The following is a 24,344-nucleotide window of genomic DNA, read 5'->3' as shown; positions in this document are numbered from 1 at the left end:
GGCCGGCGGTTCGGGGTACGCAGTACTCAAGAACTCGATTACATAAGCATAACCCGATAAACCAGGATTGTGGCCGAACTCCGGCTAAGCCGGCGAATTGCTTTCGCTCAATCCGTGACAGGAACCGCTGCGCGATCTTCCTGGGCCGGCCCTACATGGCGCCGGCTTCGTCCTCGAAACCGTCGTCCCCGCCTTCGGAGCTGCCATTCTCGAGGAATTTCTCGGCGATCAGCCCGGCATTCTGCCTAAGCGCCATCTCGATCTCGCGCGCCGTGTCCGGATTGTCGCGCAGGAACAGCTTGGCGTTCTCGCGACCTTGGCCGAGACGCTGCGAATTATAGGAGAACCAGGCGCCCGACTTCTCGACCACTCCAGCCTTGACCCCGAGATCGACGAGCTCGCCGGTCTTGGACACGCCCTCGCCATACATGATGTCGAACTCCACCACCTTGAAGGGCGGGGCCAGCTTGTTCTTGACCACCTTGACGCGGGTTTGGTTGCCGACGACCTCGTCGCGGTCCTTGACCGAGCCGATGCGGCGGATGTCGAGGCGCACCGAGGCGTAGAATTTCAGCGCGTTGCCGCCCGTGGTCGTCTCGGGCGAGCCGAACATGACGCCGATCTTCATGCGAATCTGGTTGATGAAGATGACCATGGTGTTGGAACGCGAGATCGAGGCGGTCAGCTTGCGCAGCGCCTGGCTCATCAAACGAGCCTGGAGACCGGGCAGCGCGTCGCCCATCTCGCCTTCGATTTCGGCGCGCGGCGTCAGTGCAGCCACCGAGTCGACGACCAGGACGTCGATGGCGCCCGAGCGCACCAGCGTGTCGCAGATTTCCAGCGCCTGCTCGCCGGTGTCGGGCTGCGAGATCAGCAGGTTTTCCAGGTCGACGCCGAGCTTGCGGGCATAGACCGGATCGAGCGCGTGCTCGGCATCGACGAAGGCGCAGATGCCGCCCTTCTTCTGCGCTTCCGCAACCGTGTGCAGCGCCAGCGTCGTCTTGCCCGAGCTTTCCGGCCCGTAGATCTCGACGATACGGCCGCGCGGCAGGCCGCCGACGCCGAGCGCGATATCGAGRCCCAGCGAGCCGGTTGGCACGGTTTCGATCTCGACCGCCTGCTCGTTGGCGCCGAGCCGCATGATCGAGCCCTTGCCGAAAGCGCGCTCGATTTGCGACAGCGCCGCATCCAGAGCCTTTGATTTGTCCACTGCCTTATCCTCTACAAGCCGCAAAGTATTCTGAGCCATGATACATCACCCCTTGGTCGTCAATGAAGGCCGGACAATCCGTGATCCCTGCCGATTTGTACCTTTTTTGTTCTCATTTGGCAAGGGGCAACAAGTATCTGAAAAACAATCAACATCTTGATTTGTTCTATTTTTGTCTCACCAGGGGCAGTGCGGAGCGCAACCACTGGTCCAGAAGAGATTTCGATGTCCGGCCATCCCGAATCGCGACCCCGATTGCAGGGTGACCGGGGGAACCTAGAGCAATTCCAGGAAAAGTGCGTAGCGGTTTTCCGTCCGGAATTGCGCAAAACTAAARAGTTAGAGCGGTTMGGCGATTCYGTGAAACGCTGAACCRCTCTAGTGTGCGCAGCCGCACGATCAATGAAAGTCAGCGACCCGAAATGCCGACATCCCCAACTATCTTGGCCCCAACGATCCTGGCTTTCGGCGGCGCCCATATCGACCGGCGCGGCCAGGTCTCGGGCATTTATGTGCCGGCCGCCTCCAACCCCGGCATGATGCGCGAGGATGTCGGCGGCGTCGTCTTCAACGCGCTGCGCAGCGTGGTGAAGCGCGGCGTGTCGGCCTCGCTGATCTCGGTGCGCGGCGGCGACGCGGCGGCCGAAACGGTCGCCTCGGCGATCGACAGCGCCGGGATCACCGACCTCTCGGTCGTGTTCCTCGACCGCACGACGCCGAGCTACACGGCGCTGATCGACGCCGAGGGCGAATTGATCGTCGGGCTGGCCGACATGGCGCTCTACGACCTCGCCTTTCCCAAGCAGATGAGGCGTTCCAAGGTGCGCGAGGCGATCGCCGCCGCCGACGCGATCCTGTGCGACGCCAATCTGCCGACGGCGGCGCTGGAGCGCCTGGTGGCGCAGGCCGGCGGCCGACCGGTCTTCGCCATCGCCGTCTCGCCGGCCAAGGTCGTTCGCCTGTCGCCGCTGCTCGGCGATCTGTCGCTGCTTTTCATGAACCGCCGCGAAGCCGCCGCGCTGGTAGCTGCCGAACTGTCGGGCAAAGCCCTTGTGGGTGCGCTCAGGCGGGGTGGCCTCAACGCCGGCGTGGTTACCGCCGGCAGCGCCCCCTTGCTGGGCTTCGACGACACCGGCATCTTTGAAATCGACCCGCCCGCGCCGCGCCGGGTCGCCGACGTGACCGGCGCCGGCGACGCCCTGACCGGCGCGACGGTCGCCGCCCTGCTGCGCGGCCTGCCGCTGCGCGCCGCGCTGCGCGAGGGCGTCGCGGCGGCAATGCTCGCCATCGAGAGCCCAGAGGCCGTGCCGTCCTTCACGACTGCCAACTTCGGCCAAGCGCTTGCCCTTGTGCCGGAGGCACGGGAGGTGGCATAGGGCACCGACAATCTAGTTCCTCCTTGTCGGAGACAGCCATGACGCCGCAAGCCGCCCGTCCCTTCATCGATATCCATCCGCCCGTGGCGGAAGCRCTTGCCGCCGGGCGGCCCGTGGTGGCGCTGGAATCGACCATCATCACCCATGGCATGCCCTACCCCGACAATGGCGCCATGGCGGCCAAGGTCGAGCAGATCATCATCGACGGCGGCGCGGTGCCGGCGACGATCGCCGTGGTCGACGGCCGCATCAAGATCGGCCTGTCGGACGGCGAACGCGAATCGCTCGCCATGACGGGCGACGCCATGAAGCTGTCGCGCGCCGATCTCGGCTTCGCGGTCGCTCAGAAGCGCACGGGCGGCACCACGGTCGCGGCCACCATGATCGCCGCGCATATGGCCGGCATAAAAGTCTTCGCCACCGGCGGCATCGGCGGTGTCCACAAGGGCGCCGAAAAGAGTTTCGATATCTCTGCCGACCTCGACGAACTGGCGCGCACGCCGGTCATCGTCGTTTCGGCAGGCGCCAAGGCGATCCTCGACATCGAAAAGACGCTGGAAGTGCTGGAAACGCGTGGAGTGCCGGTCATCGGCCATGGCAGCGAGACCATGCCCGCCTTCTGGTCCAGRCAATCGCCCTTCCGCGCACCGCTGACCCTCAATGGGCCTGAAGACATCGCCCATTTCTACCGAACGCGCCAGGCGCTGGGCCTGGGCGGCGGCATCCTGGTCGCCAATCCGGTGCCGCAGAATGACGAAATCCCGGCCGACGAAATGGCCGGCTATATCGAGGCCGCGCAAAAGGCGGCCGAGGCGCAGAACGTCACCGGCAAGGCGGTGACGCCGTTCCTCTTATCGAAGATCCTTGAACTCACCGGCGGCCGCAGCCTCAAGACCAACATCGCGCTGGTCGAGAACAATGCGAGGCTGGCGGCGGAGATTGCGAAGGCGCTGTAGCACGCGCGGCTCCCGCCAACCGCAAAGGCCGAGTTTCCCTCACACCCCCCTCTGGCCTGCCGGCCATCTCCCCCGCAAGGGGAAGATCAGCAGCTCAGCCGCCGGCTCTTCTCTTCAACGTTGGCGATTAGCGAAAGCCGGGGCGACATCCAATTCCGCCCTTGCGGGGGAGATGTCCTGCAGGACAGAGGGGGTGCTGTCCCGCCAGCATTCTAAGTTTCACTTCCCCGCCCTTCGTCCAGCCTCATAAGCCCGCCGTGCCCACACCGCCATTTCATCGGGATCGTCGAAGGCACTGTCCGGCACGCTCCAATAGGGCATCGCCACGGCCTTGCCGTGGCGCGAGCCGGTATAGGTCCACCGGGTGCAGCCGGCGGCTTCGAAGTCGGGGATGCTCTCCTCGTCCGCCTTCAGCATCAGCTCGCCGCGCACGACGACCGCGACGATGACGCCGTCGCAATAGATGCCCTTGCCGCCGAACAGTTTGCGGATGCCGATCGGGCCAAGGCTTTCGAACAGTTCTTCAAGGCGCGTATTGTCCATGCCGCGATCATCTCATCCGGCATCGGCCTTGTCATTGCCGCAACCAAAAGCATGCTGACAGATTAAAACCTGGAAACGGAGTTCCCGCCATGCCCGTCCTGCTCAAAGGCTCCTGCCGCTGCGGCGCCGTCCGCTTCGAGGTGGAAAGCCACACGCCCGTGCCGTTCATGCTCTGCTACTGCTCGATCTGCCGCAAGCAGCAGGGCGGCGGCGGTTTCGCCATCAATCTCGGCGCCGATTACGAGACGCTTGATATCAGGGGCAAGCGCAGCCTCGGCGTCTACCGCGCCGAGATCGAGGATGACGAGCACCCGCATTGCGAGGTCTCGACCGGCGAGCGCAATTTCTGCCGCAAATGCGGCTCGGYGCTCTGGCTCTACGACCCGACCTGGCCGGAGCTTGTRCATCCTTTCGCCTCGGCGATCGACACCGACCTGCCGAAACCGCCGGAAAAGGTGCATCTGATGCTGAAATACAAGGCGAACTGGGTCGAGCCCGTGGTCGGCAGAAAAGACAAGGTGTTCGACGTCTATCCGGAGGAATCGATCGCCGACTGGCACAAGCGGACGGGGATGTGGGTGGATTAGAGCAATTCCAGGAAAAGTGCGCAGCGGTTTTCCGACCGGAATTGCGTCAAGACAACCATCTGGCGACAGGAGGCCGAAATGAACCTCACGACGCACAAGAAATTCAAGGGCGATCGTTTGATGCCCTGGGGCAAGGGCACGGTCGTCTCGGATGCGAAGGGATATGTTTTTCTGTCCGGCAACACCGCCACCGTCGACGACTACGATCCGTCGAAACACCAGGGCGGCGCTGTCGGAGACGCGGCAACGCAGTGGCGCGAAATCCTTGCGAACATCAAGTCGGATCTGGAGGAGCTTGGCAGCTCGCTCGACCACCTGGTCAAGGTGACGTTCTACGTCAAAGGGCCTTTTCCGTCCGGCGGCGTTCTCAGCTCACCCAACTTCCGCCTGGACGTGCTGGACGATTTTTTTGCGGAGCATTGCCCGAAGCACTGCAGCTACAACAACCCGCCGCCATCGGAAGTGATCGGCGTCGCCGCCCTGGCGCAGCCCGATCTTGTTGTCGAGCTTGTTGTGATCGCCGCACTGCCGGACTGAGCAGCGCCGGGCAATTCCTCAGGCCGAGGCGCGTGCCTCGGCGAGCGCCTTGAGATCGGCCGGCTTCAATTCGACGGATTCGCCGCAGCCGCAGGCCGAGCTCTGGTTCGGGTTCTTGAAGGTGAAGCCGGTGCGCAGCGTCGTCTGCTCGAAATCCATCTCGGTGCCGAACAGGAAGAGCGCCGCTTCCGGCGCGACATAGACATGCGCGCCGTCGCGCTCGATATGGTCGTCCTTGGGGTTCGGCTCGGTCACCAGATCGACGGTGTATTCCATGCCGGCGCAGCCGCCCTTCTTGATGCCGAGGCGGATGCCATGCGCGTTGTCGCGCGCAGCCACGATCTCGCGCACGCGGTCGGCGGCCTTTTCGGTCATCGTGATGACGGCGAAGCGTCCCATATTCTTCCTTCTCCATTCCCTGCAGGTTCAAGGCCCGCCGAATRATTCTCACCTAAAATGGTGAAGTTTTACCACCGGCGCAAGTGCGCCAGCCTATGCTTGCCTAGTACCACCCGACCGCGACCTGCGCCTCTTCCGACATGCGGTCCGGCGTCCAAGGCGGGTCGAACACCATTGAGACCTCGACGCCGGACACGCCTTCGACGGCGYCCACGGCGTTCTCGACCCATCCGGGCATTTCGCCTGCCACCGGGCAGCCCGGTGYGGTCAGCGTCATGTCGATCTTGACCGACCGGTCGTCCTCGATGTCGATCTTGTAGACGAGACCGAGCTCATAGATGTCGGCCGGGATTTCCGGGTCGTAGACCGTCTTCAGYGCCGACACGATGTCGTCGGTCAGCCGCGCCAGCTCGTCGGCGGGGATCRCCGAGGCCGAGACGATGCCGTTGCCGGCCGTTTCCGGAACAGTCTCTGCGGTCGCGCTTGCATCGTCCATGATCATCACCCGAAGAACTTTCGCGCCTTTTCCAGCGCCTCGGCCAAAGCGTCGACTTCGGCCCTGGTATTATACATGCCGAACGATGCCCTGCATGTGGAGGTGACGCCGAAGCGTTTCAACAGCGGCTGGGCGCAATGCGTGCCGGCACGGACAGCGACGCCCTGCCGGTCGATCACCATCGACACGTCATGCGCGTGGATGCCCTGCAATTCGAACGAGATGATGGCGCCCTTGCCGGGCGCGTCACCGAAGATGCGCAGCGAGTTGATCGCCCTRAGCCGCTCATGCGCGTAGGCCTTCAGATCCGCCTCGTGCGCCGCGATGCGCTCGCGGCCGACCTTTTCCATGTAATCGAGYGCGGCGCCCAGGCCGATCGCCTGCACAATCGGCGGCGTGCCAGCCTCGAAACGGTGCGGCGGCTCGTTGTARGTGACGATGTCTTCCGTCACCTCCTCGATCATCTCGCCGCCGCCCATGAAGGGGCGCATCTCTTCCAGCCTGTCCTTCTTGCCGTAGAGCACGCCGATGCCTGACGGGCCGTAGACCTTGTGGCCGGTGAAGACGAAGAAATCGCAGTCGAGATCCTGCACGTCGATCGGCATGTGGACTGCGCTCTGGCTGCCGTCCACGAGAACCGGAATTCCACGCGAATGYGCGATACGCACGATCTCCTTGATCGGCGTCACCGTGCCCAGCGCGTTGGACATCTGGGTGATGGCGACGAGCTTGGTGCGGTCGGTCAGGCGCTTCTCGAATTCCTCGATGTGGAAAGCACCGAGATCGTCGACCGGCACCCAGATGAGCTTGGCGCCCTRCCGCTCGCGAATGAAATGCCACGGCACGATGTTGGAATGGTGTTCCATGATCGACAGCACGATCTCGTCGCCCTCGCCGATCCGCGGCATGCCCCAGCCATAGGCGACGGTGTTGATCGCCGAGGTGGTGTTGGAGGTGAAGACTATTGTGTCCGTGCTCGGCGCGTTGAGAAACCGCTGCACCGACTTGCGCGCGTTCTCATAGGCGTCGGTCGCGGCATTCGACAGGAAATGCAGGCCGCGATGGACGTTGGCGTATTGCTGGGAATAGGCGTGCTGGATCGTGTCGAGCACCACCTGCGGCTTCTGCGCCGAAGCGCCATTGTCGAGATAGACCAGCGGCTTGCCGTAGACCTGGCGCGACAGGATCGGGAAGTCGCGGCGGATCGCCTCGACGTCATAGGGAGTGGTTTCGATCTTCTGGTCCATCACAAGCTCTTCCGAGGCAGCGCCTCATTCCGTCCAGCACCCCTCATCCGTCTCGGCGCTATGCGCCGATCCACCTTCTCCCACAAGGGGAGAAGGGGAAGCCCGCTAGCCGTGCGTCGAAAACCAGCCGTCGAGCCGCTCTTCGAGCGCTTCGACCAGCGCCTCGTCGTCCAGTTCCTCGATCACTTCGGCGACGAACGCCTTGACCAGAAGGCCTCGCGCCGACTTCTCGTCGATGCCGCGCGCCATCAGGTAGAACAGATGGTTGTGGTCGATCTCGGTGACGGTCGCGCCATGGCCGCAGACGACGTCGTCGGCGAAGATCTCCAGCTCCGGCTTGGTCGAGAACTCGCCGTCATCCGACAGAAGCAGCGTGTTGCAGGCCATCTTGGCGTTGGTCTTCTGCGCGTATTGATGCACGTTGATGCGGCCCTGGAACACGCCGCGCGCCTTGCCGGTCACGACGTTGCGGATCACTTCCGTCGAGGTCGTATGCGGCACGGCGTGGTCGAGCACCATGGTGGTGTCGGTATGCGTGTCGCCGGCCAGAAGATTGATGCCGCGCAATTTGAAGTCGGCGCCCTCGCCCGTCGTCCTGACGACCACCTCCTGCCGAACCAGCTTGCCGCCGGCGTTCATCACGAACAGCGTCAGCTTGGCATCCTTGCCGATATGCGCCTTGAACTGGGCGAGATGCGTGACCGTGTCCGGCTGCTCCTGGACGATCAGCCAGGTCACTTCCGCGCCGTCGCCGACCACGAGTTGGCTGACCGAAGAGACGAGCGCCTCGCCGTCTTCGCTGGCCTCGCCCGCCTGGCGCTCGACGATGATCGCCTTGGCGCCGGCACCGACACGCGCCAGGAGGCGCACATGCGACTGGCCGCCGGCCTGCAGGTTCTGCAATTCGACGGGCTTTTCCAGCACGGCGCCGTCGGCGATGTCGACGAAATAGCCGTCGGCGACGAAGGCGGTGTTCAAAGCGCCGATCGCGTCGTCGCTGCCATAGGGATCGAGCCCGGGTGCCACGCTGCCGTCAGTCAGCTTTTCCGAGAGGCGCTGCACCGTGACGCCTTCGATCTCCGGGGTCTTGGCGTTGGAGACGCCGTTGAGCACCGGCAGCACCGCCGATCCTTCAAGGATCGGCGCCAGCGCCTTGGCCACGGCTCCAGCTTCGAAAGCCGGCACCTTGGTCAGCAGCCGGCGCAGGTCTGTATAGTGCCAGGATTCGACGCGGCGCGTCGGCAGGCCGTGCTTGATCGCCTCGATCGCGTCGTCGCGCTTGACCATCACCGCGCCGTCGCCGGGCAGCAGCGACAGCCRCTCGCCGAAGGCATCGATCAGCGCCGTCTCGGCCAATGTCCGCTGGGGCTGTGCGTGCATGTTCATCGTTCTTGCCTCGACCGCTCCCATCTCACGCGGCTTCGCCGATCACGCCGGCATAGCCGTTGGCCTCGAGATCGAGCGCCAGCGACTTGTCGCCCGACTTGATGACCTGGCCCTTGTAGAGCACGTGCACCGAGTCGGGCACGATGTGCTCGAGCAGGCGCTGGTAGTGGGTGATAACCACGATGGCGCGGTCCGGCGAACGCAGCGCGTTGACGCCGTCCGAGACGATCTTCAGCGCATCGATGTCGAGGCCGGAATCGGTCTCGTCGAGCACGCAGAGTTTCGGCTCGAGYAGCTTCATCTGCAGGATCTCGGCGCGCTTCTTCTCGCCGCCGGAGAAGCCGACATTGAGCGGCCGCTTCAGCATGTTCATGTCCATGCTGAGTGAAGCCGCCGCTTCCTTCACGCGCTTGAGGAATTCCGGCACCTTCAGCGGCTCCTCGCCRCGCGCCTTGCGCTGCTCGTTCATGGCCACTTTCAGGAATTCCATCGTCGCCACGCCCGGTATCTCCATCGGATACTGGAAGGCGAGGAAGATGCCGGCGGTGGCGCGCTCGGCCGGATCCATTTCCAGGATCGACTGGYCGTTGTAGAAGATGTCGCCCTCGGTCACCTCATAGTCCTCGCGGCCGGCGAGGATGTAGGACAGCGTCGATTTGCCCGAACCGTTCGGCCCCATGATGGCGGCGACCTCGCCGGCTTTCACCGTCAGGTTCAGGCCGCGGATGATCTCGGTGCCGTCATCGACGATGCGGGCATGCAAATTCTTGATCTCAAGCATTTTCGTTCCGTTCCAAAATCTGTCCGCTCAAATTCAATGCCAACGCCAGCGCCAGTCGCCGTCCGTCTTGGCTTTGATGAGCGGGATGGTTGCACCCGTCAGGGCACCCACGATGAGGATGATCAGCCAAGCAGGCGCACCGAGATTGATCAGACCCACCGACAGCGCGACAGCAATCAGGATCCAGGCGATCACAAAAGCCCAGCCTTTCCAATTGTCGGGTGCCGCGCCATAGCCGTAGCGCTTCGGCCTGAACCACTTATCTCCGGTCATCCGACGCTACCTTCAAGGCTGATGCCGATTAGCTTCTGCGCCTCGACGGCGAACTCCATCGGCAGTTGCTGGATGACGTCCTTGACGAAGCCGTTGACGATCAGCGCGATTGCTTCCTCTTCCGGAATGCCGCGCTGCATGACGTAGAACTTCTGGTCCTCGGAAATCTTTGACGTCGTCGCTTCGTGTTCGAACTTGGCCGTCGCGTTCTTGGCTTCCATGTAAGGCACGGTGTGYGCRCCRCACTGGTCGCCGATCAGAAGCGAATCGCAATTGGTGAAGTTGCGCGCGTTGGTCGCCTTGCGATGCGCCGAGACCTGGCCGCGATAGGTGTTCTGCGAGAARCCGGCCGCGATGCCCTTGGAGATGATGCGGCTCGACGTGTTCTTGCCGAGATGGATCATCTTGGTGCCAGAGWCGACCTGCTGGTAGCCGTTCGACACCGCGATCGAATAGAACTCGCCCGAGGAATCGTCGCCGCRCAGGATGCAGCTCGGATATTTCCAGGTGATGGCCGAGCCGGTCTCGACCTGCGTCCAGGAGATCTTGGAGCGATCGCCGCGGCAGTCGCCGCGCTTGGTGACGAAATTGTAGATGCCGCCCTTGCCTTCAGCATCGCCGGGGTACCAGTTCTGCACCGTCGAATATTTGATCTCGGCATCGTCGAGCGCGATCAGCTCGACCACGGCGGCATGCAGCTGGTTCTCGTCGCGCTGCGGCGCCGTGCAGCCTTCGAGATAGGAAACGTAAGCGCCCTCCTCGGCGATGATCAGCGTGCGCTCGAATTGGCCGGTATTCTTCTCGTTGATGCGGAAATAGGTCGACAGCTCCATCGGGCAGCGCACGCCCTTTGGCACGAAGACGAACGAGCCGTCGGTGAACACGGCCGARTTCAGCGTCGCGTAGAAATTGTCCGAGGTCGGCACCACCGAGCCCAGATATTTCTGCACCAGCTCCGGATGCTCGCGGATCGCTTCCGAGATCGAGCAGAAGATGACGCCCGCCTTGGCGAGCTCTTCCTTGAAGGTGGTGACCACCGAGACGGAATCGAATACGGCGTCGACCGCGACGCGGCCGGACTTGTAGACATTGTCGCCGATCTCGTCCTCGTCGGCGGCCGCGGGCTTCTGCACGCCGGCCAGGATTTCCTGCTCCTTGAGCGGAATGCCGAGCTTCTCGTAGACCTTGAGCAGTTCAGGATCGACCTCGCTCAGCGACTTCGGGCCCGGCGTGCTCTTCGGCGCGGCGTAGTAGTGGATGTCCTGGAAGTCGATCTTCGGATAGTGGACGCGCGCCCAGGTCGGTTCTTCCAGCGTCAGCCAGCGGCGATAGGCCCCTAGACGCCATTCCAGCATCCAGTCCGGCTCGCCCTTCTTCTCGGAGATCAGGCGAATGATATCCTCGCTAAGGCCCTTGGGGGCCTTGTCCATCTCGATCTCTGTCTGGAATCCGTATTTATACTGGTCGACGTCGATCTTTCRGACTCGATCGATCGTCTCCTGCACAGCAGGCATAAGCGTTCTCCATCCACGCCGGGGTCAAGGCCCGGCAGTTTTCAAACTATGGCACCGCTGTGATCGCGTCCCGGCGAGGGTGCGCAGCGGAGTAAGCTCCATATAGTGCGTGTCCGCCGAAAATTCACCCGGCCAGGACAAAACGCACCACTCTACCAGGCCGCAAGGCCTGAATTCGTCTTCGCCGCCGTCAGGCGGCTTCTTCCTTGCCCGCCCGACGCGCGACGATGCTCGCCAGCGCGGCCCGGAAGGCCTCTATCTCCTCGGCGCCGGTCGCGCCGCCGATCGAGACGCGCAGGGCGCCCAGGCTGTCGCCATGGCCCATGGCGTTCAGCACATGGCTTGGCCCGACCTTTCCCGACGAGCAGGCCGAGCCCGCCGACAGGGCGACGCCGGCAAGATCGAAAGCGATCTGCGCCGTCTCGGCCTTGATGCCGGGAATAGCGAAGAATGTCGTGTTGGCAAGCCTTGGAGCGGCATTTCCGAAGATTTCCGCGTCGGGCGCCAATTCGGTCACGATGRCCTCGATCTCGTCGCGCCGGCGCGCGATGGTCTCCATCTCGGCGAGACCCGCAAGCGCTGCCCTCGCGGCGGCGCCGAAACCGGCGATGCCGGCGACGTTTTCCGTGCCGGCGCGATGGCCCTTCTCCTGGCCGCCGCCATTGACCAGCGGCCGCGGCATCATCAGATCGGACGCTGCTATGATCGCGCCGACACCCTTCGGGCCGCCGACCTTGTGCGAGGACAGGATCAGATAATCGGCATAAGTGCCCGACATATCGAGCGGAATCCGCCCGGCAGCCTGAACGGCATCGACAACCAGCACCCCGCCGGCGGCCTTGACGATTTCGCCGATGCGACCGACCGGCTGGATCACGCCCGTCTCATTGTTGGCGGCGTGGATCGCCACCAGCGGCAGGCCGGCGGCCTTGTCATGCGCGGCGAGCGCGGCGGCAAGCGCATCGAGATCGGCAACGCCGTTCCGGTCGACGCCGATCCTCGTTACCTGCGCGGCCGCGAAGCGTCCGCCATTGAGGATGCAGGGATGGTCGGCGGCGGAGACGTAGAGATGGCTCATGCGGATGGCGCCGCGTCCCATCTGCCAGTCGGGCGTAAGCAGCGTCGAGGCGGCCTCGGTGGCGCCGGAGGTGAAGACGACATGCTCGGGCCTGGCATTGACCAGCCGGGCCACGTCGCGGCGCGCATCCTCTATCAGGCGGCGCGAGGCGCGCCCTTCGGTGTGGACCGATGACGGGTTGGCGGCGTCGAGCGCTGCGACCATCGCCGCGCGCGCTTCCGCAATGAGCGGCGCGCTGGCGTTGTAGTCGAGATAGGCGCGGGGTGCGGCCATTTTCGCTCAGTTCGTCCTTCCGCCAACTATCCCGCGAGGATAGCGCGTTATTTCCTTGAAATTGCAAGGCAAGCCGTCCTATTTACCCGGCTTGCGGCGCGGGCGGCCCGAACCATCGGGTTTCGGCCTCCCAGTTTTGAACCATTCTAAACTAGCTTCTAGGAAGACGCTCGCCCGGCGTCAAGGCCACAGGTGGGCCGCAGCGGAGTTGGGCCGAAGAGTTCCGGGCTAGCGTATTCATATGCCACGTGGAGTAWTTTATGCCTGAGGTCATTTTCGCCGGTCCGGCTGGTCGCCTGGAGGGACGTTATCAGCCCTCGAAGGAAAAGAGCGCCCCGATCGCCATCGTGCTGCACCCGCACCCGCAATTCGGYGGCACGWTGAACAACAAGATCGTGTACGACCTCTTCTACATGTTCCAGAAGCGCGATTTCACCGTGCTGCGCTTCAATTTCCGTGGCATCGGCCGCAGCCAGGGCGAATTCGACCACGGCACCGGTGAGTTGTCCGACGCGGCCGCGGCGCTCGACTGGGTGCAGTCGCTGCATCCGGATTCCAAGAGCTGCTGGGTCGCCGGCTATTCCTTCGGCTCGTGGATCGGCATGCAGCTTCTGATGCGCCGGCCGGAGATCGAGGGCTTCATCTCTGTCGCGCCGCAGCCCAACACCTATGATTTTTCCTTCCTGGCGCCCTGCCCGTCATCCGGCCTGATCATCCACGGCGATGCCGACAAGGTGGCGCCGCCCAAGGACGTGCAGGGCCTGGTCGACAAGCTGCACACGCAAAAGGGCATCACCATCACCCAGAAGACGCTGCCCGGCGCCAACCATTTCTTCGCGAACGACACCGAGCAGCTGATCCAGGAATGCGCCGACTATCTGGACCGCCGCCTGGCGGGCGAGCTTGCCGATCCGCGGCCGAAGCGGCTGCGCTAAGCACAGAAAACCGCCAGCCCAGGCGCCTTAAGGAGTCTGGGTTCGGTCGGCGCCAATCCCGCCGGCCTCGACCGGACCGGCCATCGACATCCGACTTCTCGGTGCGCGGAATGGCCCCAGCCGGAATGTCCGTTTGCGCACCGGCAGTTTCGAGCCTGTCTGGCCGAAGATGAAACCGAGCCGGGCAAACACCAGCCCCGAGAGCGCCGCGAACGCCAGCCCCAGGCCGAAGCCCGCGACCGTGTCGCTCGGATAGTGTGCGCCAACGAAGACGCGTGTCGAGGCGACGCAGGCGGTGACCGCCAACGCGATATACCAGCGGCGCGGAAACAAAAGCAGCAGGATACCGAACACCGCGCCCATCGTCGTGGCATGGCCTGACGGAAAGCCGGCGAAGCGCGCATCCATGGCGAAGGGATGCAGCGAGAGCACGCCGAAACTGTCGAAATAAAGCGGCCGGGCCCGGCCGATGCCGTATTTCAACAGGTTGACCGCGAGACCGGACAGGCCCACGGCGCAGAGCACCAGGAAGGCGAAACACGTCCAGTTGTAGACGAGCATCCGGCCTTGCCGGGACAGGCCGCGCCAATCCGTCAGATTGGCGATGACGAGGCAGAGCGCCGCTGGAATGAGGTACCAGCCGCCGAGGCCAAACTGCGTGAAGAAATCGGTGAAGCGCACAAAACCGGGCGACCATTCACCGCGCATCTCGCCCGCGCCGGCGTCGAGACGCAGGAAGCTCGCCACGGTGAGCARCACCCAGGCTATGAGCCAGACGCTCCATAGAATTCTCGGATAGCGCGCCGGGCGCACGGCAAAGCGTCGCTTCACGATCGACATCGTGTCGCGGAAATTGCCGAGCGAGCGGCGATAAAGGGCAAGAGGCGCTACGGACATGGCTTTAGCGCGTGCTTATACGGACATTCGACGCCTGACGCTATTCATCACGGAGCCACCCGGTAAAGCCCGAGCGACAGCTTGTCTCCTGACGAATAGTTGATGCCGTCGATCTCGGTCAGGCGCTTGGCCGATTTGCCCTGGGCGGTCAGCACATCGGCAAGCTTCTGCTCATCCTTGACCGGCGCCAGCCCAAGCGCGCAGGACGGGTCGTCAAGCAGGTGCCGCGCCACCCCCTCGACGTCGGTAAGCACCGTCTTGGTGCCGACCAGGAAGACAAGGCTCGGCTCCTGGAATTTCGCCGAGGCGAGCACCGTGGTGTCGCAAAGCCGGTTGGCGTCGACGRCAGCCTTGATGGCGGGGCTCAGCCAGATCGGCTTCAGTGACGGCGCGATGACGCCGAACAGCAGGCTGAACGTGATGCCGGCGCCGGCCGCGATCGCGCCGATGCGCGGAAGCGGCACCTGCAACTGCCGCGGAAAGGCAAGATAGCCGGTGACCAGAGCGACGATCGCCGCCGGTATGCTCCACCAGGAGAAGGTCCTGGCGAGATAGAGCGGCGCGCCGACGCAAACCACGGCCAATCCGATCGACACGACGACGACACCGAAAGCCGTCRCCCACCACAGCCATGTCTGCCAGCGCTTGAGCGGCGCGTTGGCCTGGTCCGCCGGCAAGGTGAGCAGCCAGCCGATCAGGAGCGCCATGCCCGGATAGGCCGGCATCACATAATGCGGCAGCTTGGTCGGGATCGCCTCGAACACCAGCCAGAACGGGATGTACCAGGCCAGGCAGAAGCGCAATCGCGGATCGTCCCAGAACCGGTTGATCGCCTGCAGCCCGGCGCCGACCGCGATCAGCCCGAAGGGCCACATGAACAGCGAATAGGTGAGCATATAGAAGCCGGGCGGCAGGCCGTGCGACTCCTCGCCCTGCRCCACCTTGTTCAGCATGTCTTTGCCGACCGCTTCCTGGAAAAAGGCGCCGCCGCTCTTCCAGGTGATCAGGATCAGCCAAGGCAGCACGATGACCAGCACGATGCCGACGCCGCGCACCAGCTTCATCTTCAGCAGCCAGCGCCAGTCGCGGTCGAAGGCAAAGAGGACCGCGGCGGTCAGCAGCGACAAGAGCGGTGAGACTGGCCCCTTGATGAGGATGCCCAACCCTTGCGCGACCCAGAAGATCCACGGCAGATGYCCGGGAACCGGTTCATTGCGCTTCGAGGCCCAATAGACCTGCGCCAGCGCGCCTTGCGCCGCCACGCAGCAGGCGAGCAGCATCGCGTCGGTCTTGGCGTCACGCCCCTCGAAGGCGGTAGCGAAGATCGCCGCCATCATCAGGCCGGCGGCCAGTCCTGCATTGGCGCCGAAGAGTCTTGTCCCGGTCCAGCCGACGCCGACGACGGCCAGCGCAATGCCCAGCATCGAGACCAGGCGATAGACCCAGATCGGCGCCGCGGCCCCCTCGCCGCTCAATGCGACCGCCGCCGACTGCAGCCAGTAGATGCCGATCGGCTTCTTGTAGCGCGTGACGTCCTGCAGCCGGATATCGACATAGTCGCCCGTCTCGACCATCTGCTTGGTCGCCTGGACGAAGCGGGATTCATCGCGATCCACCGGCGGCAGGCTGGCCAGCCCGCTGACGGTCATGACGATGCTGAACAGAAAGAGGAAGAGGTAGTTCCTGTTCATCGCGGGAGCTCGTCCGATCTGAAACTGCGGGATGGCCCCGTCGCGGCGCGCCTGTCTAGAGCATGATGCCGAAAAGTGYGAAGCGGTTTTCGGACGACATCATGCTCCATGTCATTGATTTGCGCGGCGCTTCATTACGCCAGCAGGAAAGGTGAAGCAAGGACGGCTGCCCCACGCAACCAAAACCGGAAACCACTTTTGCTAACGGCGTGTTTGTTGGTTGAAGCGCGATCGGACGCAAAACCGGGAAACCACTTTTGCTGATCGCGCTTGGATGCTAAACGCGCGCCTTCATATCCAGCATGGCCAAAGTGCCCGGCGACCTCCAGGAAGAAAAAATGTCCGCCTTCAAATCCGATTTCCTGCGCATCATGAGCGAGCGCGGCTTCATCCACCAGATTTCGGATGAATCGGCCCTCGACCAGCTTTTCGCCAAGGAAACGGTAAGCGCCTATATCGGCTTCGACGCCACGGCGAAGAGCCTGCATGCCGGATCGCTGATCCAGATCATGATGCTGCACTGGTTGCAGCAGACCGGCCACCGGCCGATCGCGCTGATGGGCGGCGGCACCTCGATGATCGGCGACCCGTCCTTCAAGGACGAGGCGCGCAAGCTTTTGACTCCGCAGGACATCGACGACAATCTCGTCGGCATCCGCCGCAATTTCGCGCCTTACCTGAAGTTCGGCAGCGGTCCGGGCGACGCGGTCATGGTCAACAACGCCGACTGGCTGATGCAGATCAACTACGTCAACTTCCTGCGCGATGTCGGCCGGCATTTCTCCGTCAATCGCATGCTGGCCTTCGATAGCGTGAAGCTCAGGCTCGACCGCGAGCAGTCGCTGTCTTTCCTCGAATTCAACTACATGATCCTGCAGGCCTACGACTTCGTCGAACTCTACAAGCGCGTCGGCTGCCGGCTGCAGATGGGCGGCTCGGACCAGTGGGGCAACATCGTCAACGGCATCGATCTCGGCCACCGCATGGAGGGGGTGCAGCTCTTCGCCTTGACCACGCCGCTGCTCACCACCTCGTCCGGCGCCAAGATGGGCAAGTCGGCTTCCGGCGCGGTCTGGCTCGATGGCGACATGCTGAGCCCCTACGAGTTTTGGYAGTACTGGCGCAACACCGAGGACGCCGATGTCGGCCGCTTCCTGAAGCTCTACACGACCCTGCCCTTGGACGAAGTCGCGCGCCTGGAAAAACTCGGCGGCTCAGAGATCAACGAGGCGAAGAAGATCCTCGCCACCGAGATCACCGCCATGCTGCACGGCCGCGAGGCGGCAGAGACGGCGAGTGAGACCGCGCGCAAGACCTTCGAGGAAGGCGCGCTCGCCGACACGCTTCCCAGCATCGAAGTGGCCAAATCGGATCTCGAATCCGGCATCGGCATCCTGGCGCTGTTCGTGAGCGCCGGGCTGGCCGGCTCGAACGGCGAAGCGCGCCGGCATATCCAGGGCGGCGCCGTGCGCGTCAACGACCAGCCGCTGACCGACGACCGCCGCGTCGTCACGCTTCAGGATCTCGGTCCCGAAGGCGTCGTGAAGCTTTCGCTCGGCAAGAAGAAGCACGTGCTGGTGCGGCCGAGCTGATCGGCCGCACCCTACTGCGCGGTTTGGGACGGCTGCTGCCTGTACTCGAAGATCGAGCGGAATATCCCGGGCGCCACGACTGACAATGGGTTGATGTTGAGCGTCGGCTTGTTGGCGTTGCCGCGCAACCGGTAGGTGACGCCGATCAGGCCGCGGTCGCGCCCGTTGCCGAGCAGCGGCCCGAACAGCGGCAATTCGCCGAAGATGCGGTTGAGGCCATAGACCGGCATGAAGGTGCCGGTCATGTCCATGTTGTTGTTCGGATCGTAGAGCGTGCCCTGGAAGGTCGTGCCGATGCGCGGGCCGCGCAGCAGGCCGTTCGCCAGCCTCAGATAGCCGGAACCCTTGTCGATCTCGGCGAAGCCGCGCTCGAACTGCACCCTGGACGTATCGATATTGCCTTTGACGGCCTCGTTCAGGCTGCGTGTGTCGCCGGCCGGCGTCGTCGAAACGATCGAGGCGAGCTTGGGCTCGTTGACGATATAGAAATTGCGGGCGTCCACCTGTCCCTTCATCGGCCCGTCTGCGGAGCCCGAGAGCGACAGCGTGATCGCGCCGCCTTCCATGTGCTCGTAGACGTTGAGGAAACGCAGGATCGCGCCGGCATCGGCCGACTTMACCCTGAGCACGCGGCCGCCTTCACCGGTTGTGTTGTTGATCGTGATCGCCGCGCCCGAGCTTGCCGCGGCGGTGACGTTGAGCCCATTCACGCGCGATCCGGCGGCGCTGTATTCGAGTTTGAGATTGGACAGCACCTCGTCATGGAAGCCGATCAGCGATGCCACGTCGGCGCTCACCGAGACAGCGTCGCTGCCTGCGCCCTTCGTCGCGGTGTCGACATCCGAGGTGAATTGCTTGATCAGCGAGCGGGCATCGAGCGACGCGCCGCTGACGTCGACGGCATAGCYCTTGCCGGAGCGCTTCACCGAAACGGCGACGTCGTCGCCCCGGTTCAACGAAACCTTGCTGAAGCGGGCCGTGGACAACGCGCCGTTGACCAAGGTCAGATTGCCGTCGATGGAAAAGCTTTTGCCGCCGAGATCGAAATCCGACAGCGTGGTAGTGCTGCCGGACTTCGCCATGTCAAACGTGACCTTGGCGGGAATGCCGGCGCCTTTGCTCCAGCCCGCCCAGGGAATGTCGAGCCTGGCGTTGGTCAGGTCGGCCGAAACCTGCTGGGCGCCCTCGCCGCTCTTGTCGATCGCCACCTTGATGGTTCCCGAAAGCAGGTCCGACAGGCCGGGCATGCTGGCGTTACGCGTCTTATCGTCGAGGATCAGCGTAACCTTGYGGCTTCGCGCCGGCCCGTCATCTTCGAGCGGCTCGACGAGATCGAGCTCGGCTGGAATGCCGTTGAGCTTGGCTTCGGCGGAGATCACCGCCTGCTTGGGCCCGACGGTAATCGAGCCGTCGGCCTCGGTCACCGTCTGGTCCTCGAACGGTTTCGCTAGCGACAGATTCTGATAGTCGAGCGAAACCAGCCAATCGAGCGTCGAGGTGTCCATGCCTTTCGTCAGCGGAATGTCCGCCCTGACATGCCCGGTGACGGTGCCGGACAGATCCTCGGACGCCAGCCCAACATGGCGCATGGCATTGATCGGCTCGTAGGAGGCAAGCTCCGCGATCGCCGGCGCCTCGCCCGCGACATCCATGTCGAGCTTGCCGACCACGATCGGCAGGTTCGCGTTCTTGATCGTCAAGGTGYCGCCGCTTGCCGCCACGGTGCGGCCGCTCGGCATATAGACGCTGCCGGAGGAGAGCGCGATGTCGACATCGTTGCCGTGGAACGCGACGGCGCCGACGGCGTCACGCACCGGCGGGATGCGCCCGGCGGTATCGAAGCGCGATCCTTCGATCTGGAAACGGCCGAACACTTCGTCGCCGGTCAGCGGCACGCCGTTGCCCATGCGCCCCGGCACGACCTGGAACTGCAGATTGGCGTCGGTCACCGTGCCGCCGAACAAATTGCCGAGCACCCAGAGCCGCGCGTTGCGGGCCGAGAACCACGGCCACAATTGCTTGACATGCGAGACCGGCATGTCGTGAACGTTGAGCGACAGCGATACTCCCGGCGGACCGTTGTCGACGAAGGCGACCGTGGCGGCGCCCAGCACCTCACCCGGTCCGCCGGAGCGCACGGCGATCTGCTCGGCGACGAGCTTGCGGCTCTTCGGCTGGTAAACGCCGGCGATACGGGCCAGGAACTGAAGCGCCGGTTCCGGCGATTCCGAAGGTGCCAGCGTCGAGCCATCGCTGGTGAGGTCATAGCGGTAGGCGGGTTCCTCCCCCGCCACTGCCGGCTTCGGTCCGATCGATCCGGCAAAATCGAAGCTGGAGCGGCCGCTTTTGATCAGCAGCCGGTCGACCGATATCTTGTTCGAACCGGCCACCAGCGTGGCATCGGCATCGACATCGGTCGGCAGCAGCCCGCGTTCGTCCAGGTCGAGCACCGAACCGTTGAGCGAGAGCGAGGCCGCCAGGCGTGATGGGCTGTCGCCCGACGCCTCCGAGCCCGAGAACTTCAACGCGATCGACCCCACCTTCCCGCCCTCCTCGGACGAGCCGGCCTCGGTCGAATTCCCCTCGCCGGAGGGGCCGGCTATCTCGAGCTTGGCATCCAGCGACGAAATGCGCCTTGCCGTCGCATCGCGTGTCGCCGAGGYGACCAAGGTTGCGTGCCGGCCATCGACATCGGCATCGTAGGAGGCCTGCATGCTTCCCGTGCCGGTCTGCGCGACGGTCGCCGAGGTGACGGTCACGCGCTTGACCGRCCCGGTGTCCGGCAGCTCGAACCCGACATTGCGCAGGYCGATCTGGCGCATGGAGTCCTCGCGCACGGCATCCAGCGCGTCGTTGACGCTGGYAAACACCGCCGTCGACACTTTCTCCGGATCGACAAGGCCGTCCTGGTTGCGCAGCACCGCCGTCCAGTCGCCGCCGCCGGAGGGCATGGCGGCCACCACGATATGAGCGTCGGAAAATCTGGCGCTGGTCAGCCGGACATCACCGGAAAGCAGCGGCAGCAGGCGCATGCCGAAACGCACGCGTCCGATATCGGCCATGGGTTTGCCGTCAGCCGTCTTCAGGCTGACGTCGTTCACCTGCAGGGCAACGAAGCTCGACCCGTCGAGCGTCAACCGCGCCGCGCCGACGGCGACGTGGACGTCGACGCCGGCGAGCTTCTCGATGGCGGTCTCCGCCTCGGCCCGGAGGCGCTCCGTGCCGATGCCCGAGGCGCCGAGGACATAGACGCCCGCCGCCGCCAGGAGCACGAGCGCACAAAGCCCGGCAAACACGCGACCGAGGATGCGAAAGCGCCGCCGCACCGCCGCGCGGCCAAGCGGCGGCACGCGGCACGCGGACGGAAGCTTCGCCAGGTCGGTGATCTCGTCACGCCTGAACCTGATCTTCTCGTGCTGCGGGTCTTCCTGATCCAAGCAATCTTCCGTTGTGACGAACTCGTCGTGGACGAATCCCCGCCTCACGTTATATCGATGCTCTCCCGCGCGTAACCGCAAACAAGGGCATCGACATGTCTGATCTCCAGGTGGGCGACGCTGCACCCCAATTCGATCTTCCGCGTGACGGCGGCGGCTCCCTCAGCCTCGCCGCGTTCCGGGGCAAGCCCGTCGTACTCTACTTCTATCCGCAGGACGACACCACAGGTTGCACCAACGAGGCGATCGGCTTCTCGCAGTTGAAGCCTGAGTTCGAAAAGGCCGGCGCCGTGGTGATCGGGCTCTCACCCGATAGCGTGAAGAAACACGACAAATTCAAGGCGAAGCACGATCTTACCGTCGATCTCGTCGCCGACGAGGAGCGCAAGGTGATCGAGGCCTATCATCTGTGGGTCGAGAAGACGATGTACGGGCGCAAATATATGGGTGTCGAGCGCGCCACCTTCCTGATCGGCACGGACGGCCGTATCGCCCGCATCTGGCGCCAGGTTCGGGTCAAGGGCCATGCCGAGGCCGTGCTGGAAGCCGTTCGCGCGCTCTGAGCGTCGCAAAAGCCCCCCAAAGCAATCGACAATTATGGTCGTTACTCGTCAGGTGCCTCGGCCTTCGGCTGCCGCCGCGTCCTCCAGGATTTCGAACGATGGCTCACCTGATCGGCCAGCGCGGCAAGATGGCCACGCAAGCCGCGCGCGCCCATCATGGACGACAGCGTGACTGACTGCGTGGCGAAGCGCCGCTTGAAATCCTCGCCGCCGCAGAGAAAATCGACCGTGGCAAGGCCACGGTCGAACGACCATTGGATATAGTCCATCATCAGCACCATACCCGGCGAGGCGCGCTCGTATTCGGGATCATAGGTGGTGACGAAAGCCATCATCGTGCCGCGCTGCTCGAAATTGATCGAGACGGCGACGATCGTGTCGTCAAGCTCCAGCACGAAGATGCGTAACAGCCCGAGGTCGGCCAGCACCGAAATCAGCGCGGCGAGAACCGGCGAACCTTTGTCGAACAGATCCGAGGCGCGACCATGGCGAGCGAGCCAGAGGCGCTTCAACGTCGCGACGCRCTCGAGCACCGGCTCGCGCGGCTCCTCCGCATCCAGCAGCCGGAAACGCAATGCACCGCTTTCTTCCATGAACTTGCGGCCGCGACGATAGTTCTGCCGGCCCTTCTTGGACAACGTCTCGAACCATTCCGCCCCACGCTGCCATGAGCCAGCGACACGATAGCTGATTTCACTGCGGTGATTGGGCCGAAGCGCCTTGCCATGAGCCGGTTTCAGCAGGGCATGCACACCGGCATCCGGCAGCAGACGGYTGAGATAGATCAGATCGAAGCCACCCTGGTCAAAAACATACTGCCAGAGGCTGGAGATCGCCCGCGGGTCGGTGTCGGGCGCAACCAGCGCGTCGCCATAGTCACTGTGATCCTTCGCCGCCCATTCCAGTATGCGGATGCCGGAACGCCTGAAGGTCGCGAGCGCTATCACGCCATCGAGCCGGTCGCCGTTCCAGGCAAGCCCGATCCTGAGCGCGCGCCTCTCCTGCTGCGGGGTCGTGCGCCACCAGGCCGCGATCCAGTCGGGGTGCTGGAAGACAAGCCCGTCAGCCCGCTGCCAGAGCGCGCTCCAGGCKGGTGCGATCTCGGCCAGGCGCGCCGCCGATGTCACGACTTCGAAGGTGCGCGTGCGCGGGATTGCGAGCACAACGGGAGCGTTCATGGCCGTGTCCCCTCCGAGGCTTGCGAGGTGCGTGACCGTGGCTTTCCGGGCCGCATGCGCCTGGCGATATGTCCCCACATCCGCTTCAGCGGCATGACGTAAAGGCCTGCGAGCGACTGATAGTCGCGCACATCGCGGTCGACCAGCCCGAACTTGAAGTCCTCGTCAGGCCTCGGCACACACAATGTTCCGAAGAGCCGGTCCCAGAACGAGAAGAGCAGCCCGAAGTTCTTGTCGTAGTGGCGCGGATCGACGYTGTGATGCAGCTGATGCCAGTGAGGACACAGGATCAAATGGTTGAGCGGGCCGAACGAGATCTTGAAATGCGTGTGCCTGACGAAATCCATCATCAGGATGTTCCGCATGACATAGACGTTGACGCCAAAAACGGTCAGTTCGACAAGGTTCAGCGAAATCAGCGACCAGATGCCGAAGCAGAACCCCACGATGATGCCGTCCCAAGCTCGGTTCATCAACTCGTCGAGCGGATGGACCCGGTCCTTGGTGATCCCGACCATCACCTCGGCCGAGTGATGCACCTTGTGCAGTTCCCAAAGCAGCGGATAGCGGTGCTGGGCGACGTGATAGAGATAATAGGAGATGTCGTAGGCGAGGAGCATGCTGACGGTGAAGATCAGAACCGTCACCGGCCCTGCCGGCCCCTCGGTCAGAGGCGGCTGGAAGTGGAACAGTGTCGAAAACAGCCAGTTGGTCCCGTATCCCACCGCCGTCACGAAGACGATTCCGGCGGGCAGCATCAGGAAAGGCATCAGGGCCTTCTTCGTGACCCAGAACAGAAGGTCGGCCTTCGCGGAGGGATGGGTGATGACCTCACGCGGGACGGCGAACTCGAAAAACTCCTTCCAGCTCTTCTCCTCGGCCGTGCGCCAATAGGCCACAAGCGCGCTGACAAAGGCAGTCAGCAGCAAAAGCCCGGTCGCCAACAGACTGGTGCCCGAAATCTTGTCGAGGATCTTGCCAACCAGATCGTCCAGCATTCCTACCGCCACGGTGAATCCCAAATACCAACACGCCTTTACTCGAAAAACGTCAACTAAACGCAATCGAAGACAGTTAAGAAACCTGAGCCCTGCTCTGCGAGCTATAGGCTGCTGCTGGCAGAACATCGGTGTTCATGGCCAACGATTTCCCGGYATGAGGTCCGCATCCTGGAGATTTTCGCGCAACTTCTTGCCCGTGCTGCGTGCATTCGGCGCCGCGCAGTCGGCACGGCAAAACTTTGTTAACCCTAATAATGTGTAATCAGGCTTGTCGTTGATCCCCATAACGAAAGCTCCGTCCCGTGAAACAAACCGGTCAGTCAGCGGTCTTCGGCAGGCGCAAGGAACCGCACACGGTCATCATCGCCCGGGGCAACGAGATAAGGCATTTCAC

22 protein-coding genes are annotated in these 24,344 nt (G+C 63.7%); 7 read left to right on the top strand and 15 right to left on the bottom strand.

What is annotated here, in order from left to right:
• Window positions 1–151: 151 nt before the first annotated feature.
• Entirely contained in the window at window positions 152–1,249 is a 1,098-nt protein-coding gene (gene recA / locus LCM4576_RS25435; RefSeq protein WP_071035268.1) for a recombinase RecA, read from the bottom strand.
• Between the two features lie 383 nt (window positions 1,250–1,632).
• Between recA and LCM4576_RS25430 the strand changes: the two genes are divergently transcribed.
• Together LCM4576_RS25430 and LCM4576_RS25425 are read left to right on the top strand one after the other, a co-directional pair.
• On the top strand, window positions 1,633–2,586 hold the full coding sequence (locus tag LCM4576_RS25430) for a carbohydrate kinase family protein (protein ID WP_071035267.1): 954 nt from the start codon (window positions 1,633–1,635) through the stop codon (window positions 2,584–2,586).
• Between the two features lie 38 nt (window positions 2,587–2,624).
• Complete coding sequence (locus LCM4576_RS25425) at window positions 2,625–3,542, top strand: pseudouridine-5'-phosphate glycosidase (protein ID WP_071035266.1); 918 nt, start codon at window positions 2,625–2,627, stop codon at window positions 3,540–3,542.
• 219 nt (window positions 3,543–3,761) lie between these two features.
• On the opposite strand, the gene LCM4576_RS25420 is transcribed toward LCM4576_RS25425, so the two are convergent.
• Window positions 3,762–4,085: a TfoX/Sxy family protein gene (locus LCM4576_RS25420; RefSeq protein ID WP_041008713.1), complete on the bottom strand. Its 324-nt coding sequence runs from the start codon at window positions 4,083–4,085 to the stop codon at window positions 3,762–3,764.
• Window positions 4,086–4,174: 89 nt separating this feature from the next.
• Between LCM4576_RS25420 and LCM4576_RS25415 the strand changes: the two genes are divergently transcribed.
• Window positions 4,175–4,672, top strand: coding sequence for a GFA family protein (locus LCM4576_RS25415; RefSeq protein ID WP_071035265.1), 498 nt, complete (start codon window positions 4,175–4,177; stop codon window positions 4,670–4,672).
• 78 nt (window positions 4,673–4,750) lie between these two features.
• Entirely contained in the window at window positions 4,751–5,209 is a 459-nt protein-coding gene (locus LCM4576_RS25410) for a RidA family protein (protein ID WP_071035264.1), read from the top strand.
• A gap of 18 nt (window positions 5,210–5,227) precedes the next feature.
• Here LCM4576_RS25410 and sufA read toward each other — a convergent pair whose 3' ends face one another.
• The 8 genes from sufA to LCM4576_RS25370 all read right to left on the bottom strand — a co-directional run bounded on the left by sufA (window position 5,228) and on the right by LCM4576_RS25370 (window position 12,656).
• Window positions 5,228–5,608 (bottom strand): Fe-S cluster assembly scaffold SufA, encoded by a 381-nt coding sequence (gene sufA, locus LCM4576_RS25405; protein ID WP_041000813.1) that lies wholly within the window; start codon window positions 5,606–5,608, stop codon window positions 5,228–5,230.
• Between the two features lie 103 nt (window positions 5,609–5,711).
• A complete protein-coding gene (locus tag LCM4576_RS25400; protein ID WP_071035294.1) occupies window positions 5,712–6,104 on the bottom strand; it encodes an SUF system Fe-S cluster assembly protein in 393 nt (130 codons plus the stop codon).
• A gap of 5 nt (window positions 6,105–6,109) precedes the next feature.
• Window positions 6,110–7,351, bottom strand: a complete 1,242-nt coding sequence (locus LCM4576_RS25395) for a cysteine desulfurase (RefSeq protein WP_071035263.1) — start codon at window positions 7,349–7,351, stop codon at window positions 6,110–6,112.
• 105 nt (window positions 7,352–7,456) lie between these two features.
• Window positions 7,457–8,737, bottom strand: coding sequence for a Fe-S cluster assembly protein SufD (sufD, locus tag LCM4576_RS25390; RefSeq protein ID WP_071035293.1), 1,281 nt, complete (start codon window positions 8,735–8,737; stop codon window positions 7,457–7,459).
• 25 nt (window positions 8,738–8,762) lie between these two features.
• Window positions 8,763–9,518 carry a Fe-S cluster assembly ATPase SufC gene (gene sufC / locus LCM4576_RS25385; protein WP_071035262.1) on the bottom strand — a complete coding sequence of 252 codons (756 nt, stop codon included), beginning with the start codon at window positions 9,516–9,518 and terminating at the stop codon, window positions 8,763–8,765.
• A gap of 33 nt (window positions 9,519–9,551) precedes the next feature.
• Window positions 9,552–9,791, bottom strand: a complete 240-nt coding sequence (locus LCM4576_RS25380) for a hypothetical protein (RefSeq protein WP_071035261.1) — start codon at window positions 9,789–9,791, stop codon at window positions 9,552–9,554.
• Window positions 9,788–11,305 (bottom strand): Fe-S cluster assembly protein SufB, encoded by a 1,518-nt coding sequence (gene sufB / locus LCM4576_RS25375; protein WP_071035260.1) that lies wholly within the window; start codon window positions 11,303–11,305, stop codon window positions 9,788–9,790. Before sufB ends, LCM4576_RS25380 begins: the two co-directional genes overlap by 4 nt.
• 190 nt (window positions 11,306–11,495) lie before the next feature.
• On the bottom strand, window positions 11,496–12,656 hold the full coding sequence (locus tag LCM4576_RS25370; RefSeq protein ID WP_071035259.1) for a cysteine desulfurase family protein: 1,161 nt from the start codon (window positions 12,654–12,656) through the stop codon (window positions 11,496–11,498).
• Window positions 12,657–12,916: 260 nt separating this feature from the next.
• Here LCM4576_RS25370 and LCM4576_RS25365 point away from each other — a divergent pair, with 260 nt between their 5' ends.
• Window positions 12,917–13,591, top strand: a complete 675-nt coding sequence (locus LCM4576_RS25365; RefSeq protein ID WP_071035258.1) for an alpha/beta hydrolase — start codon at window positions 12,917–12,919, stop codon at window positions 13,589–13,591.
• A gap of 27 nt (window positions 13,592–13,618) precedes the next feature.
• Here the strand turns inward: LCM4576_RS25365 and LCM4576_RS25360 are convergent, their stop codons facing one another.
• Together LCM4576_RS25360 and LCM4576_RS25355 are read right to left on the bottom strand one after the other, a co-directional pair.
• A complete protein-coding gene (locus LCM4576_RS25360; protein ID WP_083354732.1) occupies window positions 13,619–14,488 on the bottom strand; it encodes a phosphatase PAP2 family protein in 870 nt (289 codons plus the stop codon).
• Window positions 14,489–14,535: 47 nt separating this feature from the next.
• Entirely contained in the window at window positions 14,536–16,179 is a 1,644-nt protein-coding gene (locus tag LCM4576_RS25355; protein WP_071035257.1) for a glycosyltransferase family 39 protein, read from the bottom strand.
• Window positions 16,180–16,517: 338 nt separating this feature from the next.
• On the opposite strand from LCM4576_RS25355, the gene tyrS reads away from it, so the two are divergent.
• Window positions 16,518–17,771 carry a tyrosine--tRNA ligase gene (gene tyrS, locus LCM4576_RS25350; protein ID WP_071035292.1) on the top strand — a complete coding sequence of 418 codons (1,254 nt, stop codon included), beginning with the start codon at window positions 16,518–16,520 and terminating at the stop codon, window positions 17,769–17,771.
• 11 nt (window positions 17,772–17,782) lie between these two features.
• Here tyrS and LCM4576_RS25345 read toward each other — a convergent pair whose 3' ends face one another.
• Window positions 17,783–21,208 carry a DUF3971 domain-containing protein gene (locus tag LCM4576_RS25345; protein WP_071035256.1) on the bottom strand — a complete coding sequence of 1,142 codons (3,426 nt, stop codon included), beginning with the start codon at window positions 21,206–21,208 and terminating at the stop codon, window positions 17,783–17,785.
• Window positions 21,209–21,303: 95 nt separating this feature from the next.
• Between LCM4576_RS25345 and LCM4576_RS25340 the strand changes: the two genes are divergently transcribed.
• A complete protein-coding gene (locus LCM4576_RS25340) occupies window positions 21,304–21,771 on the top strand; it encodes a peroxiredoxin (protein WP_071035255.1) in 468 nt (155 codons plus the stop codon).
• A 41-nt stretch (window positions 21,772–21,812) separates the two neighbouring features.
• Here LCM4576_RS25340 and LCM4576_RS25335 read toward each other — a convergent pair whose 3' ends face one another.
• On the bottom strand, window positions 21,813–22,949 hold the full coding sequence (locus tag LCM4576_RS25335) for a GNAT family N-acetyltransferase (RefSeq protein ID WP_071035254.1): 1,137 nt from the start codon (window positions 22,947–22,949) through the stop codon (window positions 21,813–21,815).
• Window positions 22,946–23,947 carry a sterol desaturase family protein gene (locus tag LCM4576_RS25330; protein ID WP_071035253.1) on the bottom strand — a complete coding sequence of 334 codons (1,002 nt, stop codon included), beginning with the start codon at window positions 23,945–23,947 and terminating at the stop codon, window positions 22,946–22,948. Before LCM4576_RS25330 ends, LCM4576_RS25335 begins: the two co-directional genes overlap by 4 nt.
• Window positions 23,948–24,344 lie beyond the last annotated feature (397 nt).

Origin of the sequence: Mesorhizobium sp. LCM 4576, from assembly GCF_001854815.1 — a bacterium.
GTDB classification, from domain to species: Bacteria; Pseudomonadota; Alphaproteobacteria; order Rhizobiales; family Rhizobiaceae; genus Mesorhizobium; species Mesorhizobium plurifarium.
Note: the sequence above shows the minus strand (reverse complement) of the source record. Positions and strands in the feature narration are given on the sequence as shown.

What these genes read in the sequence shown, in the direction of transcription:
- LCM4576_RS25430 (WP_071035267.1), top strand. Translation starts at nt 1,633, where the DNA reads ATGCCGACATCCCCAACTATCTTGGCCCCAACGATCCTGGCTTTCGGC.
- LCM4576_RS25420 (WP_041008713.1), bottom strand. Translation starts at nt 4,085, where the DNA reads ATGGACAATACGCGCCTTGAAGAACTGTTCGAAAGCCTTGGCCCGATC.
- LCM4576_RS25410 (WP_071035264.1), top strand. Translation starts at nt 4,751, where the DNA reads ATGAACCTCACGACGCACAAGAAATTCAAGGGCGATCGTTTGATGCCC.
- sufA (WP_041000813.1), bottom strand. Translation starts at nt 5,608, where the DNA reads ATGGGACGCTTCGCCGTCATCACGATGACCGAAAAGGCCGCCGACCGC.
- LCM4576_RS25380 (WP_071035261.1), bottom strand. Translation starts at nt 9,791, where the DNA reads ATGACCGGAGATAAGTGGTTCAGGCCGAAGCGCTACGGCTATGGCGCG.
- LCM4576_RS25340 (WP_071035255.1), top strand. Translation starts at nt 21,304, where the DNA reads ATGTCTGATCTCCAGGTGGGCGACGCTGCACCCCAATTCGATCTTCCG.